4 protein-coding genes and 1 pseudogene (1 of these 5 cut by a window edge) are annotated in these 21,046 nt (G+C 66.7%); all 5 read left to right on the top strand.

What is annotated here, in order from left to right; translation table 11 throughout:
• A protein-coding gene (locus A5634_RS18995; protein WP_065145579.1) for a type I polyketide synthase crosses the window boundary here: on the top strand, positions 1-430 show its 3' portion. Its footprint begins 5,114 nt before the window's first position; 430 of the gene's 5,544 nt are visible here — the last part of the coding sequence; the start codon falls outside the window, past its left edge; its stop codon occupies positions 428-430.
• Positions 427-4,956, top strand: coding sequence for a type I polyketide synthase (locus A5634_RS18990; protein ID WP_155769617.1), 4,530 nt, complete (start codon positions 427-429; stop codon positions 4,954-4,956). The genes A5634_RS18995 and A5634_RS18990 overlap by 4 nt, the downstream gene beginning before the upstream one ends.
• Positions 4,953-11,447: a type I polyketide synthase gene (locus A5634_RS18985; RefSeq protein WP_065145577.1), complete on the top strand. Its 6,495-nt coding sequence runs from the start codon at positions 4,953-4,955 to the stop codon at positions 11,445-11,447. The genes A5634_RS18990 and A5634_RS18985 overlap by 4 nt, the downstream gene beginning before the upstream one ends.
• Positions 11,444-16,906 carry a type I polyketide synthase gene (locus A5634_RS18980; protein ID WP_065145576.1) on the top strand — a complete coding sequence of 1,821 codons (5,463 nt, stop codon included), beginning with the start codon at positions 11,444-11,446 and terminating at the stop codon, positions 16,904-16,906. Before A5634_RS18985 ends, A5634_RS18980 begins: the two co-directional genes overlap by 4 nt.
• A pseudogene (locus A5634_RS18975) lies at positions 16,903-21,046 on the top strand (beta-ketoacyl synthase N-terminal-like domain-containing protein); the annotation flags it as partial. The gene A5634_RS18980 and the pseudogene A5634_RS18975, both read left to right, overlap by 4 nt.

The raw sequence follows: 21,046 nt of genomic DNA, 5'->3' as shown, positions 1-21,046 counted from the left end.
CGAAACCACCACCGAGGAGAACTACCTGATCCCGACCCGGGACTGGACGCATCTGTCGGCGAGCGAGTTGGGCGCGGAGTTCGAAACTGGACTGCGCAGCATCATCGCGCGCGAACTGCGCATTCCCGAAACAGATTTGGACAGCCAGCGACCGTTTGCCGAGCTCGGGCTCAATTCCCTGATGGCAATGGCGATCCGACGTGAGGCCGAGCAGTTCGTCGGCATCGAGCTGTCGGCGACCATGCTGTTCAACCATCCGACGGTGGCGGCCCTGGCCGAGTATCTGGCCAAGCGCGTTGCACCGCAACACGATTCGCAGGAAAGCGAGATGGCCGAGCTGTCCGCCTCGGCCGGCAGTGTGTTGGACAGCCTCTTTGACCGCATCGAGTCGACGTCGTCTGACGCCAGCAAGGCCGAAAGGCCCGTTTGATGCGAACGGCTTTCAGCCGGATCTCCGGTATGAGCGCGCAGCAACGCGCCACTCTCACCAACGAATTCGAGAAGATCTCTCGAATCGCGGTAGCCGAACCAATCGCGGTGGTGGGGATCGGTTGTCGATTTCCCGGCGACGTGGTGGGACCGGAGAGCTTCTGGGATTTGTTGGTCGAGGGCCGCAACGCGATCTCGCCGGTGCCCGCCGACCGGTGGGATGCGGAGGCGTTTTACGACCCCGACCCGTTGACGCCGGGGCGGATGACTACGAAGTGGGGCGGTTTCGTCCCCGACATCGCGGGCTTCGATGCCGAGTTCTTCGGAATCACTCCCCGTGAAGCCGCGGCGATGGATCCCCAGCAGCGGATGCTGCTCGAGGTGGCGTGGGAAGCCCTCGAACATGCCGGCATCACACCGGATTCCCTGTCCGGCACCCGCGCCGGGGTGATGATGGGCGTCTACTTCAACGAGTACCAGTCCATGCTGGCCGCCAACCCGGACAACGTGGATGCCTACACCGGCACCGGAAATGCGCACAGCATCACGGTGGGCCGTATCTCCTACCTGCTCGGGCTGCGGGGCCCGGCAGTAGCGGTGGACACCGCGTGCTCATCGTCGTTGGTGGCCATCCATCTGGCCTGCCAGAGCCTGCGATTGCGGGAGACCGACCTGGCGCTGGCCGGCGGAGTGAGCGTCACACTTCGCCCGGAAACCCAAATCGCCATCTCGGCATGGGGTTTGCTGTCCCCGCAAGGCCGTTGCGCCAGTTTCGATGCGGCGGCCGACGGCTTTGTGCGCGGCGAGGGTGCCGGCGTGGTGGTGCTCAAGCGGCTCACCGATGCGGTGCGCGACGGCGACCGGGTGCTGGCTGTGGTGCGTGGTTCCGCGGTCAACCAGGACGGCCGCTCCAACGGTGTCACCGCTCCAAGTACCGCCGCCCAGCGCGACGTGATCGCCGATGCGCTGCGCTCCAGCGACGTCGCACCCGAGACCGTGCACTACGTCGAGGCCCACGGAACCGGCACGGTGCTCGGCGACCCGATCGAATTCGAAGCGCTGGCTGCCACTTACGGTCTCGCCAAAGATCAGAGCACGTGCGCACTGGGCGCGGTGAAAACCAATCTTGGTCATTTGGAAGCCGCGGCCGGGATCGCTGGGTTCATCAAGGCCGCACTGGCGGTGCAGCGTGGCCAGATCCCGCCGAATCTGCACTTCTCGCAGTGGAATCCGGCGATCGACGCGGCCGCGACCCGATTCTTCGTGCCCACCGAGAACAGCCGATGGCCGACCACCGAGGGTCCCAGGCGAGCGGCGGTGTCGTCGTTCGGGTTGGGCGGTACCAATGCCCACGTCGTGATCGAACAAGGTCCAGACCTGGCGCCGGCAACCACGGCCGACACCGACACCGTGGTTTCGACGCTGGTGATCTCCGGTAAGACAGCGCAGCGGGTTGCGGCGACGGCGGGGGTGTTGGCCGACTGGCTGGAAGTTGCGGATCTGCCGCTCGTCGACGTGGCCCACACCCTGAACCATCACCGCACCCGTCATCCCCGGTTCGGCACCGTGGTGGCTCGTGATCGTGAGCAGGCGGTGGCCGGGTTGCGCGCCCTGGCCGCCGGTCAACGGGTGCCAGGTGTCGTCGGCCCTCAGGACGGTTCGCCCGGGCCGGGCACGGTGTTCGTCTACTCCGGTCGCGGATCCCAGTGGGCCGGGATGGGTCGGCTTTTGCTGGCCGAGGAACCGGCATTTGCCGCCGCGGTCGCCGACCTGGAGCCAGATTTCGTTGCCCAGGCCGGTTTTTCGCTGCACGAGGTGCTGGCCGACGGTCGGGAACTAATCGGCATCGAGCACATCCAGCTGGGTCTGATCGGTATTCAGTTGGCGCTCACCGAACTGTGGCGCTCCTATGGCGTGCAACCAGACCTGGTCATCGGGCACTCCATGGGCGAGGTAGCCGCGGCCGTAGTCGCCGGCGCACTGACCCCCGCCCAAGGCCTACGCGTCACCGCCACCCGGGCACGGCTAATGGCCCCGCTGTCAGGCCAGGGCGCCATGGCGTTGCTCGAACTCGACGCCGCGGCCACCGAGGCACTGATCGCCGACTACCCGCAAGTGACACTGGGCATTTACAACTCGCCACGCCAAAGCGTGATCTCCGGACCCACCACCGAGATCGAGGAGCTGATCACCGCGGTCCGCGCCCAAAACCGCTTCGCCGGCCGGGTCAATATCGAAGTGGCCCCGCATAATCCGGCCATGGACGCCCTGCAGCCGGCCATGCGCGCCGAGCTCGCCGACCTCACACCGCGCACCCCCACCATCCCGATCATCTCCACCACCTACCAAAACCCCACCGACACCCCGGTTTTCGACGCCCAACACTGGGCCACCAACATGCGCAACCCAGTACATTTCCAACACGCCATCACCCACGCGTCGGATCGCCACACCTGCCACACTTTTGTAGAAATCAGCCCCCACCCGCTACTCACCCAAGCCGTCCTCGACACACTGCACGGAGCGAGCCACCGAAGCATCGGGACGCTGCACCGCGACGCCGACGACACCATCACCTTCCGCACCAACCTCTACACGCTTCGCGCCCCGGACGCACCGCACCCGCCGGAGCCGCACCCCGCCATCCCCACCACCCCCTGGCAGCACACCCGGCACTGGATCGATATCGACGAGCCATCGTCAGAACGATTGAGCCGCAATCAGATTGCAATGTCGCCACCGCCCGGCGGCGGCAATACGGTCGCCGATTGGAGTTACCAGCTGGATTGGACCGTCGACCCGGCGCCGGCTGCCGAAGAGGTCAGCGGCGCCACCTGGCTGGTGTGTGCGGACCCGGCGCTAACCGCGGCGATCGTCGATGCCGCGCCATCGGAGGTCAGGACGCTGGTCTCGCCGATAGCAGACACCGACGCTTTGCACGACGCACTGCGCGGAGTGGACAGCGTGCTCTACGCTCCGCCGGTCACCGGCGAATTGCTGGATATCGACGCGGCCTACCGGTGGTTCCACGAGGTCCGCAAGCTCGCCGCGGAGATGGTCACCACGGGCTCGTCACAAAAGCTGTTCATCGTGACCCGCAACGCCCAACCGGTCTCCGAAGGCGACCGCGCCAATCCCACCCACGCGGTGCTGTGGGGCTTCGGTCGCTCCCTGGCATTGGAACATCCCGAGATTTGGGGCGGACTTCTCGACATCGACGACTCGATGCCAGCGGAGTTGGCAGCGCAGCAGGTGCTCGCCCACGCGTCCGGGACCGCGGAGGATCAAGTCGTCTTCCGCGCGGGCAACCGCCTGGTACCCCGGTTGCACTGGCGGCCGCTGCCCGCCGCCGCTCCGGCCGAACTCAGCGGCGACACCAGCCAATTGGTCATCGGCGCCACCGGCAACATCGGACCACACCTGATCCGTCAGCTCGCGCAAATGGGGGCGAAAACGATCGTCGCGGTCGCCCGCAAGGCCGGGGCGCTGGCCGAGCTGGCCAACAGCCTCGAAGGGACTGAACTGATCGAGGTGGCCGCCGACGCCACCGACGCCGCCGCAATGAGCGCACTGTTCGACCGGTTCGGAACCGACCTTCCGCCGCTGGAGGGCATCTATCTGGCCGCCTTCGCGGGCGGCCCGGTGTTGCTCTCGGAGATGTCCGACGACGACGTGGCCGCCATGTTCGGCCCCAAGCTCGACGCGGCGGCGCTGCTACACCGACTCTCGGTGCGGCAACTGCGCAAATGCCCAGTGCGGCACTTTGTTTTGTTCTCCTCGGTCTCGGGGATTCTGGGCTCCCGCTGGCTGGCGCACTACACCGCCACCAGCACCTTCCTCGACACGTTCGGTTATGCGCGTCGCGCCATGGGATTGCCGGCCACCGTAGTCGACTGGGGATTGTGGAAATCTCTTGCCGCGCAAAGTGATGCCAGCCAGGTCAGCACGGAATCCGGGTTGCAACCGATGGATGACACCATCGCCATAAGCGCACTGCCGCTGGCGATGAGCCTCGATGCCGGCGTGCGCTCGGCTGTCGTCGCTGCCGATTGGCCGTTGCTGGCGGCGGCTTTTCGCACGCGGGGCTCACTGCGCGTCGTCGAGGACCTGTTGCCCGTGGCCGACGTCAAGCTGCCGGAAAGCGAGTTCCGCAAGGCATTACGTGCCTGCGATGTTCACCGGCGCCACGATATGTTGCTCGATCAGGTCGGCCTGCTGGCCGCCGCGGTGATGGGAATGGCGGCCACCGAGACGCTCGATCCATCGACCGGCTTCTTCCAGCTCGGCATGGACTCGTTGATGAGCGTGACGCTGCAGCGGTCGTTGTCGGACAGCCTCGGCGAATTCCTGCCCGCTTCGGTGGTTTTCGACTATCCGAGCGTGTATGGCCTCACCGATTATCTGGCCACCGTGCTGCCCGAGTTCGCGGAGGTAACGGTCACCGCGGCCGAGCAACCCGATGACGTCTACGACGAGCTGAGCGAAGACGAGTTGTTGGCGCAGCTCTCAGAGAGACTGAGCCAGTGACCAATTCGTCTGCCCCGACACCGGACCGCCGGGCTATCATCACCGACGCGCTGCGCAAGATCGACGATCTGACTACGCGCCTGGAGATCGCGGAAAAGGCGGGTACCGAACCGATCGCGATCATCGGAATGGGGTGCCGCTTCCCGGGCGGAGTCAACAACCCGGATCAATTCTGGGACTTGTTGCGCGACGGTCGAAGTGGCATCGTGCGGGTGCCGGAGCAGCGGTGGGACGCCGGCGCGTACTACACCGACGACCACACCGTTCCGGGCACCATCTGCAGCCGGGAAGGCGGCTTCCTCACCGGGTGGCAGCCGGACGAGTTCGACGCGGAGTTCTTCTCGATCTCACCGCGCGAAGCGGCGGCAATGGACCCGCAACAACGGCTGCTGATCGAGGTCGCCTGGGAAGCGCTGGAGCACGCCGGCATCCCACCGCAGACCATTCGCGGGACGCAGACCGGAGTATTCGTCGGCGTCACCGCCTATGACTACATGCTCACGCTGGCCGGCCGATTGCGGCCCGAAGACCTCGATGCCTATATACCGACCGGGAATTCGGCGAACTTCGCCGCGGGACGCCTGGCCTACATCCTCGGGGCTCGCGGCCCCGCCGTAGTTCTCGACACGGCCTGCTCGTCGTCCCTGGTGGCCGTGCATCTGGCATGTCAGAGCCTGCGCCTGCGCGAAAGTGACATGGCGCTGGTCGGTGGCACCAACCTGCTGCTCAGCCCGGGACCCAGCATCGCGTGCTCGCGCTGGGGCATGTTGTCCCCGGAGGGCCAGTGCAAGACCTTCGACGTGTCTGCCGACGGCTACGTGCGCGGCGAGGGTGCCGGCGTGGTGGTGCTCAAACGGTTGGACGACGCGGTGCGCAACGGCAACCGCATCCTTGCCGTGGTGCGCGGTACGGCGGTCAACCAGGACGGTGCCAGCAGTGGGGTCACGGTTCCGAACGGGCCGGCGCAACAGGCGCTTCTGCGCACCGCGCTGACGTCGTCGAAGCTGGCCCCGGCCGAGATCGACTACATCGAGGCCCACGGCACCGGTACCCCACTGGGCGATCCCATCGAACTCGATTCCCTCAGCAAGGTTTTCGACGACCGGGAAAATTCGGCTCCGTTGGTGATCGGGTCGGTGAAGACGAACATCGGTCACCTGGAAGCCGCGGCGGGTGTCGCCGGCCTGATGAAGGCCGTGCTCGCCATCCGCAATGGCCACATTCCGCGCCACCTGAACTTCCAGCAATTGACGGCGCACGCCGGCGCGGGTGCGACCCGGCTGAACATCGCGGCCCAGCCGGTCCAATGGCCGGCCACCGGTCGGCCCCGCCGGGCGGGGGTGTCGTCGTTCGGCGTAAGCGGGACCAATGCGCACGTGGTGATCGAACAGGCGCCCGAAACCGTTGTACCACCAGCCTTTCAAGGCTTCCCCGAGCCTGCCGTGTCGACGTTGGTGGTTTCGGGCAAGACACCACAGCGCGTGGCGGCGACGGCGGCGGTGCTGGCCGACTGGATGGAAGGGTCCGGTGCCGAGGTGCCACTGGCCGACATCGCCCACACCCTCAACCATCACCGGCCACGGCAAACCAAGTTCGGCACGGTGGCCGCCCTGGACCGCGACCAGGCGCTGGCCGGCTTGCGTGCCCTCGCCTCGGGCGAACCGGGTCCCGGAGTGGTGGGCCCGCGCGAAGCCGCCGTCGGACCGGGCACCGTGTTCGTCTACTCCGGACGCGGATCACAGTGGGCCGGAATGGGCCGTCAACTGTTGGCCGACGAACCGGCTTTCGCCGAAGCTGTTGCCCAATTGGAGCCGGATTTCGTTGCCCAGTCTGGTTTTTCGCTGCATAACGTCCTGGCCACCGGTAGCGAACTTCTCGGCATTGAGCAGATCCAGTTGGGCCTGATCGGGATGCAGTTGGCGTTGACCGCGTTGTGGCGCTCCTACGGGGTGACACCCGACGCGGTGATCGGCCATTCGATGGGCGAAGTGGCCGCCGCGGTGGTGGCCGGGGCGCTGACTCCTGCCGAAGGGCTGCGGGTGACCGCTACACGGTCACGACTGATGGCGCCATTGTCCGGGCAAGGCACGATGGCACTGCTGGAACTACCTGCCGCCGCCACCGAGGCGCTGATCGCCGACTATCCGCGAGTTACGTTGGGCATCTACGCTTCGCCGCGCCAAACGGTGATCTCCGGACCCACCGCCACCATCGACGAAGTCATCGCCAAGGTGCGCGCAGATGGCGGCTTCGCCAGCCGGGTCAACATCGAAGTCGCCCCGCACAACCCGGCGATGGATGCACTACAGCCCCAGATGCGTTCGGAATTGACCGATCTCACTCCGCGCCCCCCGACCATCCCGATTATCTCCACCACCTACGCCGACCTCGGTAGCCGCCCGAGGTTCGACGCCCAACACTGGGCGACGAACATGCGCAACCCGGTGCGCTTCATGCAGGCTATCGAGGCCGCGGCCGAGCAGCACGCCTGCCACACGTTCATCGAGATCAGCGCCCACCCACTACTGACCCACTCGATCAGCGACATCCTCAGCAGCACCGGCGAGGCGTCCAACTTCGTCAGCATTGGCACGCTGCAACGCGATACGCACGACACCCTGACCTTTCACACCAACCTCAACGCCGCCCACACCACCCGCCCGCCTGTCACCCCGCATCCAGCCGAACCGCACCCCGTGCTGCCCACCACCCCGTGGCAACACGGCCGGCACTGGATCGACGCAACATCGTCGGCGTTCCATACCGGCGACACACACCCGCTGCTGGGCATCGGCGTCACCGACCCCACCAACGGAACCCGCGTGTGGGAAAGCGAACTCGGACCGGATCTGCTGTGGCTCGGCGATCACGTCATCGACGATCTCGTGGTGCTGCCGGGTGCCGCATACGCCGAGGTCGTGCTGGCGGCTGCGGCCGACACCTACCCCGACGATGGGCCCTGGACGATCAGCGAGCTGGAGCTTCATCAGATGCTGCACGTGACCGAGGGCACCGTCCTGGTCACCACGCTCTCCGGAGACGAGCAACGGTGCCGGGCCGAAATACGCACCCGCAGTGGAGCTTCCGGATGGGTCGTGCACGCCACCGCCGCTCTGACGCGTGCGACCGACGATGCGGTACCGCCGGCCCAGGCGCCGGTCGCCGAGCAGCCCGATCGGCTAGACCCCGACGATCTGTATCAACGGCTGCGCGGCGCCGGTCAGCAACACGGACCGGCGTTTCAGGGAATCACCGGGCTGGTCCTCATGGGATCGGGCGCGGCCCGCGCCGAAGTGCGACTACCGTCGTCGGCCCGAACGGGTTCCCGAAACTTCCTGCTACACCCGGTGATGATGGACATCGCGTTGCAGACGCTCGGCGCCACCCGGGTCGCAACCGAGCTGGCCGGCGGCCACGGCGCTCGGCAGACCCTGGTGGTGCCAGTGCGTTACGCGGGCGTGCACGTGTACGGGGACGTCACCCGCGGCACCCGCGCGGTCGGTTCGCTAACCGCTACTGACGGTCGGCTCGTCGGCAACGTGGTGCTGACCGATTCCGACGACCAACCGCTGCTCGTGATCGACGAAGTCGAGATGGCGGTGCTCGGATCAGGCGGCGGGGCAACCGAAGTCACCGACCGCCTGTATTCCTTGGAGTGGGAGCCCGCACCGGCGCCGATGGCCGGCGAGCCTCCGAAAGCTTTGTTGTTGATCGGCGACAACACTTCCGGCGACGCGCTGCGCTCGACGCTGCGCGAGCGCATCGCCGAGGTCGAGTTGGTCTCCCCGGATGACGAAGCGAGATTGCACGCGGCGCTCACCCGACCCTGGGACGGCATCGTCGTGGTCTGCCCGCCACGATCCAGCGACGAAGCGTTGCCGGCCGAGACGCAACTGGACTTGGTGCAGACGCGCACCCTGCTGGTCGCGAAAGTCGTCGAAAAGCTGACGCGGATGGGTGCCCGCAAGAGCCCGCGGCTGTGGATCGTGACCCACGGCGCGGCCCAACTGCATCCCGGCGCACCGGTCACGCTGGCGCAGACGGGGTTACGTGGCCTTGCCCGGGTGCTGGCCTTCGAGCATTCGGAGCTTCGGGCTACCCTGGTCGATGTCGAACCGGAAGGTTCACTGGCCGACCTGACCGAGGAGCTGCTCGCCGGTTCCGACCACGACGAGATCGCCTACCGCGACGGCCAACGTTACGTGAACCGACTGGTGCCTGCGCCCACCACGCCTAAAGGTGAACTGGTCAATGAAACCCGCTACACCGTAGTCGATCTCGATGGGACCGCGGCGGTGCGACTGCAGGTCGATCAGGCCGGACGGCTGGACGCACTGAACCCGCACCAGGTGCGGCGGATCACGCCGCACGCCGATCAGGTCGAAGTTCGGGTCGTGGCAGCGGGACTCAACTTCAGCGACGTACTCAAGGCAATGGGCGTGTACCCCGGGCTGGACGGGGCCGCGCCAGTGATCGGTGGCGAATGCGTCGGCTACGTGACCGCGATCGGTGACGAGGTCGACTCGGTCGAAATCGGCCAGCGGGTCATCGCTTTCGGCCCCGGCACATTCGCGACTCACCTGGGCACGATTGCCGACCTCGTAGTTCCCATCCCGGACACGCTGCCCGACCACGAGGCCGCCACGTTCGGCGTCGCATACCTAACGGCCTGGCACTCGCTGTGTGAGGTCGGGCGGTTGGCGCCGGGTGAACGTGTGCTGATCCATTCCGCCACTGGCGGAGTCGGATTGGCGGCGGTCTCGATCGCGAAGATGGTTGGTGCGCGGATCTATACGACCGCGGGAACCGACGCCAAGCGTCAGATGCTAGCCGGGCTCGGCGTCGAATACGTCGGCGACTCGAGAAGTGTCGACTTCGCCGACGAGATTCTTGAGCTCACCGACGGCTACGGCGTCGATGTCGTACTCAATTCGCTGACGGGCGAGGCGATTCGGCGTGGCGTGCAGATGCTCGCGCCCGGCGGCCGATTCATCGAACTGGGCAAGAAGGACGTCTACGCCGACGCAAGTCTGGGATTGGCCGCGCTGGCGAAAAGTGCGTCGTTCGCCGTCGTCGACCTCGACCTCAATCTCAAGCTACAGCCGGCGAAGTACCGCCGCTTGCTGCAGGACATCCTCGAACACGTGGCCGACGGGCGACTGGAGGTGCTTCCGGTCACCGAATTCAGCCTGCACGACGCAGCCGACGCGTTCCGGCTCATGGCCTCCGGTAAACACACCGGCAAAATCGTGATCTCGATACCGAACACCGGCAGCATCAAGGCGATCGCGTCGCCGCCTCCGCAACCACTGGTCAGCCCCGATGGGGGTTACCTGATCGTCGGCGGCATGGGCGGGCTGGGTTTCGTGGTAGCCCGGTGGCTCGCCGAGCAAGGCGCAGGATTGATTGTCCTAAACGGCCGTTCGGAGCCCGCCGACGATGTGCGGGCGGCCATAGAGGAACTCAGCGCGGCGGGACACCGGGTCGAGGTGGTGACCGGGGATATCGCCGAACCCGGCACCGCCGACCGACTGGTACGCACGGTCGAGGATGCCGGTTTCCGGTTGGCCGGCGTGCTGCACAGCGCAATGGTTCTGGCCGACGAGATCGTGCTGAACATGACGGCTTCGGCCGTCAGAAAAGTGTGCGCCCCCAAGGTGATCGGCAGCTGGCGGCTGCATCAAGCGACCGCCGATCACGATGTCGACTGGTGGCTGACCTTCTCTTCGGCCTCGTCATTACTCGGCACGCCCGGGCAAGGCGCGTACGCCGCCGCGAACTCGTGGGTCGACGGCCTTGTCGCGCAACGGCGTGCGGCCGGGCTCGCGGCCGTCGGGATCAACTGGGGCCCATGGGCCGAGGTCGGTCGCGCGCAGTTCTTCAAAGATCTCGGCCTCGCGCTGATCTCTATCGAGGACGGTCTGGCGGCGATGCAGACGGTGCTCGCCGCCGACCGTGCGCGCACCGGCGTGCTCAATCTCGATGCGCGGCAGTGGTTTCAGTCGTTTCCGGCCGTCGCGGGGTCGTCGTTGTTCGCCAAGTTGCACGACGCGGCGGCCCTCAACGGGGCACAACGCCGGGGCGGCGGCAAGGTCCGGGCCGAATTGGATGCCCTCGACGCGGCCGAACGCCCCGCCCATTTGGCAGCCGCGATCGCCGAGGAGATTCGCGCGGTGCTGCGTTCTGGCGACCCTATCGACCACAACCGGCCGTTGGAAACGCTCGGCCTCGACTCGCTGATGGGCCTCGAACTGCGGAACCGACTGGAAGCGAGCCTGGACATCACCTTGCCGGTCGCGTTGGTCTGGGCCTACCCGACGATCAGCGATCTGGCAACCGTCCTGTGCGAGCGAATGGATTACGCCCCACCAGTGCTGGCCCAGGAACTCTCCGACTCCTGCGAACCCGAATTGTCCGAGGAGGAGTTGGAGTTGCTCGCCGATCTGGTTGATGCGAGCGAGCTCGAAGCCATGACGAGAGGCGATTCATGACGAGTCTGGCGGAGCGCGCGGCACAGCTGTCGCCGAACGCCCGGGCGGCCCTGGCGCGCGAGTTGGTCCGGGCCGGGACTCCCTTTCCGACCGATATCGCGGAGCCGGTTGCCGTTGTGGGCATCGGTTGTCGCTTCCCGGGCAATGTCACTGGGCCGGACGGCTTTTGGCAGTTGTTGGTCGACGGTGTGGATGCCATCACCGAAGTGCCGCCGCAGCGGTGGGATGCCGACGCGTTCTACGACCCGGACCCGCAGGCCTCTGGGCGGATGACCACCAAGTGGGGCGGTTTTGTCTCCGACGTCGACGCGTTCGACGCCGACTTTTTCGGCATCACGCCGCGCGAGGCCGTGGCGATGGATCCGCAGCACCGCATGCTGCTCGAGACCGCCTGGGAGGCGCTGGAACACGCCGGCATCCCGCCGGATACGTTGAGCGGCAGCCGAACCGGCGTCATGATGGGGCTGTCGTCGTGGGATTACACGATCGTCAACATCGAACGCCGAGCCGATATCGACGCCTACCTGAGCACCGGCACCCCGCACTGCGCGGCAGTAGGACGCATTTCGTACCTGCTGGGATTGCGCGGTCCGGCCGTGGCAGTGGATACCGCTTGCTCGTCGTCCTTGGTGGCAATTCACTTGGCGTGCCAGAGCCTACGGCTGCGCGAGACCGACGTGGCCCTGGCCGGCGGGGTGCAGCTCACCTTGTCACCGTTCACCGCGATCGCCCTGTCCAAGTGGTCGGCGTTGTCGCCGACCGGACGGTGCAACAGCTTTGACGCCAACGCGGACGGATTCGTGCGCGGTGAGGGCTGTGGCGTGGTGGTGCTCAAGCGTCTGGCCGATGCGATCCGGGATCAGGATCAGGTGCTGGCGATCGTCCGCGGGTCGGCGACCAACTCCGACGGTCGATCCAACGGCATGACCGCACCGAACGCGCTGGCCCAACGCGATGTGATCACCTCAGCACTACGGCTCGCCGACGTCACCCCCGAGAGCGTCCACTACGTCGAAACACACGGCACCGGAACTATTCTGGGTGACCCCATCGAGTTTGAGTCGCTTGCCGCCACGTACGGGCTTGCTAAAGGCCAGACCGGCACCACGTGCGCGTTGGGCTCGGTCAAAACCAACATCGGCCATCTCGAGGCAGCCGCCGGTGTGGCCGGGTTCATCAAGGCGGTGCTCGCGGTCCAGCATGGGCACATTCCGCGCAACCTGCACTTCAGCCGCTGGAACCCCGCCATCGACGCGGCCGCGACGCGTCTGTTCGTGCCCACCGAAGGCACCCCGTGGCCGGCAGCCGCGGGTCCGCGCCGAGCGTCGGTCTCATCGTTCGGCCTGAGCGGTACCAATGCGCACGTAGTGATCGAGCAGGCGCCGGACACGCCCACCACAGACATCTCTGCACCCGTTGTGGCACAGCATGTTTCGACACTGACCGTGTCAGGCAAGACGACGCGGCGGGTAGCCTCGATGGCGGGCGCACTGGCCGACTGGATGTCCGGGCCGGGCGCCACCGCGCCGCTGGCCGACGTGGCGCACACACTCAACCGGCACCGGGCACGGCATGCCAAGTTCGCCACCGTGGTCGCGCGCGACCGCGCGGAGGCGATCGCCGGGCTACGCGCGCTGGCAGCGGGTGAGCCGCGTGTCGGTGTGGTGGGTTGCGAGCAGCATGCGTTCGCACCTGGCCGGGTCTTTGTGTATTCGGGTCAAGGCTCCCAGTGGGCCGGCATGGGACGGCAGTTGCTTGCCGAGGAGCCGGCGTTCGCCAAGGCTGTTGCGGAGCTGGAGCCGATATTTGCTGCGCAGGTTGGCTTTTCGCTGCAGCAGACGCTTGCCGACGGCGACGAGGTGGTCGGTATTGACCGCATCCAGCCGCTGCTGGTGGGGATGCAGTTGGCGCTGACAGAGCTGTGGCGGTCCTACGGAGTGTCTCCGGATGCGGTGATCGGTCACTCGATGGGCGAGGTTACCGCGGCGGTGGTGGCCGGCGCATTGACGACCGAGCAGGGCTTGCGGGTGATCGCCACCCGGTCGCGGTTGATGGCGCGGCTATCCGGGCAGGGCGCCATGGCCCTACTCGAGGTAGACGCCTCGGACGAGCAAGGAATCACCTCGTTTCTCGCCGACTATCCGGACGTGACGCTCGCGGTGCATGCCTCGCCGCGCCAGGCGGTGATCGCCGGTCCGCCGGAGTCGGTGGACGCGGTGATCGCCGCGGTGGCGAGCCACAACCGGTTGGCGCGCCGCATCGAAGTGGACGTGGCCTCACACCACCCGATCGTCGATCCGATACTGCCCGAGTTACGCACCGCGCTGGCGGATTTGGTTTCGCAAAGCCCGAGCATCCCGCTTTTCACCACCGTTTACGAGAGCGATCCGCCGGCGATGGATGCCGCCTACTGGTCGGCCAACCTGCGCAGTCCGGTGCGCTTCCACCAGGCCGTGACTCGAGCGTTTGCCGCAGGTGCCCGACCCATCTTCGTCGAGATGAGTCCGCACCCGGTGCTGACCCACGCCATAACCGACACCCTGGACCCCGACTCCGTCCATACCGTAGCCCACACCGTCTTAGGGGCGATGAACCGTGATCAGGACCAGACTTTGTTCTTCCATGCTCAACTCGCCACGGTCGGGGTGGCAGCACCCGAGAACGGCGGTCGCCTCGTCGACCTGCCGCCCACACCGTGGCAACGCAGCAGGTTCTGGGTTGCGGATCGTTCGGCGATGGCGGAATTGGCCGCCAGCCATCCCCTGCTCGGCGCGCACATCGAAATGCCCTCGGGCGCAAGCCATGTCTGGCAGTCCGATGTGGGCACCGACACCTGCCCCTGGTTGGGCGACCACAAGGTGTTCGGTCAGCCCATCATGCCGGCCGCGGGATTTGCCGAAATCGCCTTAGCTGCGGGCCGAGAAGCACTCGGCGCGGACGGCGCAAACACGATCATCCGCCAGCTGGAAGTCGAACAGATGCTTCCACTGGCCGGCCACACCCAGCTGACCACACAGTTGGTTCGCAACTCCGACAGCACGATTCGGGTGGAGATCTATTCCCGCTCGACTTCCGGTGAGTTCATCCGGCACGCCGTGGCCAGGGTCGAACAGGAGCCTGTGACAGCGCCGCGCGGTTACGACGAGCCAACTGCTGCTTCGCTGGCGGCCACCGTGTCGCCTGCCGACTTCTACACTTTGTTGCGTCAGACCGGTCAGCACCACGGTCCCGCCTTCGCGGCTCTGACCCGAATCACGCGAATGCCCGATGGCTCTGCCGAAACCGAGATCACCGTTCCCGACGAGGTTCCCCGGCATCCGGGGTACCGACTCCACCCCGTCGTGTTGGATGCGGCCCTGCAAAGCCTGGGCGCCGCGTTGGCCGACTCCGAGACCGCGGTTTCGGTTGAATCCAGTTACCTGCCGGTGTCGTTCGAGACGATCCGGGTGTACCGCAATCTCGGCCGGCAGGTCCGTTGTCGCGCGTATCTGACCAGTCTTGAGGACGGGTCGGGCAAGTTGGGCAAGGTCGCGTTGATAGACGGTGCCGGCCACGTTGCGGCCGAGGTGGACGGCATCTACCTACGCCGCATCGAACGGCGCGCGGTGCCACTGCCGCTGACGCAGAAGGTCTTCGACGCGCAATGGGTCGAGAGCCCCATCGCGGCCGAGTCGGCGTCGGAGGCCCAGCGCGGTAGTTGGCTGATTCTCAACACTCAAACCGGCTCTCTGGCAGATGAATTCGCCGAATCGTGGCGCTCACCGGCGCGGCGCGTGCACACCGCCGATCTGCACGACGAGGCCGCCGTGCTCGCGGCTTTTGCCGAAACGGCAAGCGATCCGCAACACCCGCCGTTGGGCCTCGTCGTTTTCGTCGGCGGCGCGCCGGCCAACTTGGACGACGCCTTGGTGGCGGCGCGCGAGGCGGTGTGGTCGATTACGACCGTCATTCGCGCGGTGGTCGGCACCTGGCACGGCCGATCACCGCGGCTGTGGCTAATCACCGAGGGCGGACTTGCCGTGCATGACGGCGATCCGGTGTCCCCCGCGACCGCCGCCTTGAAGGGTCTGGTTCGCGTCCTGGCTTTCGAGCATCCGGACCTGCGCGCCAGCTTGCTGGATCTGGATATCGCACGACACCCACTTTCCGCGCTGAGTGCTGAGCTGCATGCCGGCGGCGCACAGAACATCAACGACGACGTGATTGCCCGACGAGGTGACCGCCGATTCGTCGAACGGCTTTCGCACGCCAATCTCGATACGGGCAAGCACAATCCGGTGGTGCGCGGCGGCGCGTCCTACATCGTCACGGGCGGTCTCGGCGGCCTCGGTCTGGTGGTCGCGCGCTGGCTGGTGGACCGCGGCGCGGGCCGCGTCATCCTCAACGGCCGCAGCGAGCCCACTGACGATGCGCGCAAGGTGCTCGACGAGTTGGAAGCTCGCGCCGAAATCGTGGTTATACCAGGCGATGTGGCGGCACCGGGTGTGGCCGAGTGCCTCATCGAGACAGCCGGCAAAGCGGAGTTGCGCGGTATCGTGCACGCCGCGGCGGTGATCGAAGACAGCCTGGTCTTCTCCATGACCAAAGAGAACCTGGCGCGCGTGTGGGCGCCCAAGGCGGCCGGGGCGCTGCGGTTGCACTACGCCAGCATCGACTGCGAGCTGGACTGGTGGCTCGGATTCTCCTCCGTCGCTTCGCTGTTGGGCTCTCCCGGGCAGGGCGCATATGCGTGTGCCAGCGCGTGGCTGGACGCTCTGGTTGCCTACCGCCGCTCGTGCGGTCTTCCGGCGGCGGTGATCAACTGGGGACCGTGGTCGGAAGTGGGCGTCGCCCAGGCGCTGGTGGGCAGCGTGCTGGACACGATCACTCCGGCCGAGGGCATCGAGGCCCTCGACACGCTGCTGGCCGCCGACCGCGCGCTGACCGGGGTTGCCCGGCTGCGTGCGGACCGGGCCCTGATCGCGTTCCCCGAGATGCGCGAAATCGGCTATTTCACCGAGGTGGTCGAGGAACTGGACACCGCGGGCGACCTCGGCGACTGGGCCGGTCCCGAAGCGCTTGCCGGTCTGGACTTCGCCGAAGCCCAACGCGTCGCGACCGAGCGAATGTGTGCGCGCATCGCGGCGGTGATGGGCTACCCCGACCGTTCCATGGTCGATCCGGCGGTGGCCCTGACCGAGCTCGGCCTGGATTCGCTGATGGCGGTGCGCATCCGCAACGGCGCGCGAGCGGACTTCGGGGTCGAGCCACCGGTGGCCCTCATCCTGCAAGGGGCGTCCCTGCAAGATCTGACGGCTGACCTATTGCGCCAACTCGGGCTGTCGAACCCCGAAATAGCTTCTGCAGCAACCGATACCGTTCGCGACCGGGCCCAACAGCGCGCGGCAGCGAGACGTGGCGCCGCGATGCGGACTCGAACCAGACCCAGACCTGAAGTACAGGGAGGACAAAACCAGTGAGCATTCCCGACAACGCGATCGCGGTCGTCGGCATGGCTGGCAAATTCCCAGGAGCCAAAGACCTTTCGGCCTTCTGGAGCAACCTGCGCCGCGGCAAGGAGTCGATCGCCACCCTGTCCGAGCAGGAACTGCGCGACGAGGGCGTCAGCGACCAGACCCTGGCCAATCCCGCGTATGTGCGTCGCGCACCGCTGCTCGACGGAATCGATGAATTCGATGCAGACTTCTTCGGACTGCCGCCGCTGGCCGCCCAAGTGCTGGATCCCCAACATCGCTTGTTTCTGCAGTGCGCGTGGCATGCACTCGAGGATGCCGGTTGCGACCCGGCCCGCTACGACGGCTCCATCGGCGTGTACGGAACCAGTTCTCCCAGCGGCTATCTCCTGCACAACCTGATGTCCCACCGCGACCCGAACGCCATGCTGGCCGAAGGACTCAACTTCGACCAGTTCAGCTTGTTCTTGCAGAACGACAAGGACTTTCTGACCACCCGGATATCGCACGCGTTCAATCTGCGCGGTCCCAGCATCGCCGTACAGACCGCATGCTCTTCGTCACTGGTGGCGGTGCACCTGGCCTGCCTGAGCTTGCTGTCCGGCGAATGCGACCTGGCGCTGGCCGGCGGGTCGTCGCTGTGCATCCCGCACCGCGTCGGCTATTGGACCTCGCCAGGCTCGATGGTGTCCGCGGTCGGCCACTGCCGGCCCTTCGACGTACGCGGTGACGGCACGGTTTTCGGCAGCGGCGTCGGCATGGTTGCCCTCAAGCCGCTGCAGGCCGCCCTGGACAATGGGGACCGGGTTCACGCCGTCATCCGCGGGTCGGCGATCAACAACGACGGGTCGGCGAAAATGGGATTCGCCGCACCGAGCGCGTCGGCGCAAGCGGACTGCATCGCCGAAGCCCACGCCGTAGCCGAGGTCGACGCCTCGACCATCGACTATGTGGAGACTCACGGCACCGGCACTCCGCTGGGCGATCCCATCGAAATCCAGGGATTGCGAACGGCATTCGAGGTTTCCGAGCAGCCCCGGTCCCGCCCATGCGTTATCGGTTCGGTCAAATCCAATATCGGCCACCTGGAAGTAGCCGCCGGCATCGCGGCCCTGATCAAGACGATCCTCTGTCTGAAGAACAAGGCGATCCCGGCGACGCTGCACTTCACCAGCCCCAACCCGGAACTGCATCTCGACGAGACGCCGTTCACCGTGCAAAGCCGTTATGGTGCTTGGGAATCCGATGACGTGCGCCGCGCCGGAGTGAGTTCCTTCGGGATCGGCGGCACCAACGCGCACGTCGTGCTCGAGGAGGCGCCGCAGCTCGAGCCGCACGCCGAACCAGCCGGGCCTCAGGTGCTGCTGCTATCGGCGCGAACGGCAGCAGCCCTCGGCGAGGCGCGGACCGCCCTGGCCTCAGCACTGGAGCACCCGAACGCACCGGACCTGTCCGACGTCGCGCACACGCTGGCCGGCCGGCGCAGACACGAGGTCACCATGGCCGCCGTCGTCGCCGACCGGGCGCAGGCCGTCACCCTGCTGCGGGCCGCCGAGCACGATAACGTCTTCGTCGGCAAAGGCGCAGCAGATAACGCCGGCACCGACCGGGTGGTCTTCCTGTTCCCGGGTCAGGGCGCCCAGCACGTTGAGATGGCCAAGGGCCTCTACGAGACCGAGCCCGTTTTCGCCGAACATTTCGACGCCTGCGCGACGGCCTTTCAAACCGAGATGGGCCTGGACCTACACGACGCCGTTTTCCCGTCCGGCCAAGGCAACCCAGCAGACCTGGAGCGCATCGACCGGTCGCAGCCGGCGTTGTTCACCGTCGAGTACGCGCTGGCGAAACTGGTCGAGAGCTACGGCGTGCGGGCCGGCGCCTACATCGGTTACAGCACCGGCGAATACATCGCTGCCACGCTGGCCGGGGTGTTCGACCTGCAGACCGCGATCAAGACGGTGGCGTTGCGGGCGCGCCTGATGCATGAGGCGCCGCCCGGCGCCATGGTCGCGGTCGCGCTGAGCCCCACTGACATCGCCCAGCACCTGTTGCCCGGCGTTGAAGTGTCCGCGGTCAACGATCCCGGCAACTGCGTTGTCGCCGGCCCCAAGGACGCGATCCGCGCCTTCACCCAACGTCTAGGCGAGCACGGCATTCCGGTGCGGCGGGTGCGCGCGACGCACGCGTTCCACACCAGCCAAATGGATCAGATGCTGCCCGAATTCGAAGAATTCCTGTCCGGTCAGCGGTTAACGGTGCCGAACACGCGACTGCTGAGCAACCTCACCGGAACCTGGCTGACCGACGAGCAGGCCACCGACCCGGCCACCTGGACCCGTCAAATCCGGTCCACCATCCGGTTCGCCGACGAACTCGACGCCGTGCTCAACGATCCCGATCGGATTCTGGTCGAGGTCGGCCCAGGCGGCAGCCTGACCGTTTCGGCGATCCGGCACCCCAAGTGGTCCAACGGTAACCGCTCGGTTCGGCTGATGCGCCACCCCATCCAGCAGGCCGACGACCGCGACACCTTTCTGCGCGCACTCGGCGAACTATGGTCGGCGGGTGTCGAAATCGATTGGACGCCCAGGCATCCGGAAGCACCGCGGCTCGTCTCGTTGCCCGGCTACCCGTTCGAGCGGCAGCGACACTGGGTCGACGCGAAGGCAGCCGTACCCGCACCCGCAGCCAATAACGGCGCGTCGGTCGGTGCACACGCCCCCGCCGCGGCCACCGTGGACGCGACCGGCCCATCCCAGACCGCGGTGACGTTACAACGCATCTGGGAGCAGTGCCTGGGAGTCAGCGCGATCGAACCCACCGCCAACTTCTTTGACCTGGGCGGTGATTCGCTGATGGCGATCAGCATCGCGATGACAGCCGCCAACGAGGGCTTGACCATCACACCGCAGGATCTCTACGAACACCCCACCCTGATATCGCTCACCGCCGCCGTGGACGCCGCGTTCGCGGCCAGCGGGCTGGTCAAACCACCAGCGCCGGAGGCAGATCCGGCCGTCCTGCCGAACACCACCTACTTTCTGGAACGTGGGTTGCGCGACGGCGGCCGGTGGCGAGTGCCGCTGCTGCTACGCCTGGACCCCAAGGTCACCCCGGAGGACATCCGCACGGTGCTGACCGCAGTAATCAACCACCACGACGCATTGCGCCTGGAACTCGTCGACAACGCCGGCGTGTGGGAACAACGTATCGGCCCGAAGACGGAATTCACCGCGCTGGCTACCCGATCGCTGCCCGCCGCAGGTGAGCAGGCCGCCGTCCTGGCCGAAATGGTTGCCGAACAAGGTGATTCGACCGCACCACTGGTCGCGGTACACATCGTCAGCACCAACGGCGGCCCCAACTATCTCGGTCTGGGCATCCACGCCATGGTCGCCGACCCCGCCTCACACCAGATCCTGGGTGGCGACCTCGTCGTCGCCTTCGGACGGCATCTGGCGGGTCAGGACATCACGCTGGAGCCGCCGGTGACCGGCTGGCGCGAATGGTCGCAGCGCTCGGCCGCACTGGCCACCCATCCGGCGGCACTGGACACTCGGTCCTTCTGGATCGACAACGCCGCCAAGGTGACTCGTTGGCTGGACGGTTCGGATACCCCGGCTGCCCAACCCACTGCCGACGATCTGGCCAAGCTGTCCTGCACGCTCAATGTCGAGCAGACCTCCGAAGTCGACGACGCCCGGCGCAAGTTCCGGCGCTCCATTCAGGAGATCCTGCTCGCCGCGTTGGGCCGCGCGATCGCCCAGACGATCGGTGCGGGCGTCGTCGCCGTCGAACTCGAAGGCGAGGGGCGCTCGGTGCTGCGGCCGGACGTCGATCTGCGCCGCACCGTCGGCTGGTGCACGACGTACTATCCGGTGTCGCTGGCCTGCGCCACCGGCGAGGGCACCGCTGTGCTCGAGCAACTCGACGCGCTGCACAACACGCTGAAGTCGGTTCCGCACTATGGAATTGGCTATGGTCTGCTGCGGTATGTCTACGCACCTACCGGACGGATTCTCGGCGCCCAGCGCACCCCTGACATCCACTTCCGTTATGTGGGAACGGTTCCCGAGTTGCCGCCGATGGATGCCCCGGTCCAGTTCGATGCCGACGTGACAATGCCGCTGCGCGAGACGATCCCGC

Source organism: Mycobacterium asiaticum (assembly GCF_001673365.1).
GTDB classification, from domain to species: domain Bacteria; phylum Actinomycetota; class Actinomycetes; order Mycobacteriales; family Mycobacteriaceae; genus Mycobacterium; species Mycobacterium asiaticum_A.
Note: the sequence above shows the minus strand (reverse complement) of the source record. Positions and strands in the feature narration are given on the sequence as shown.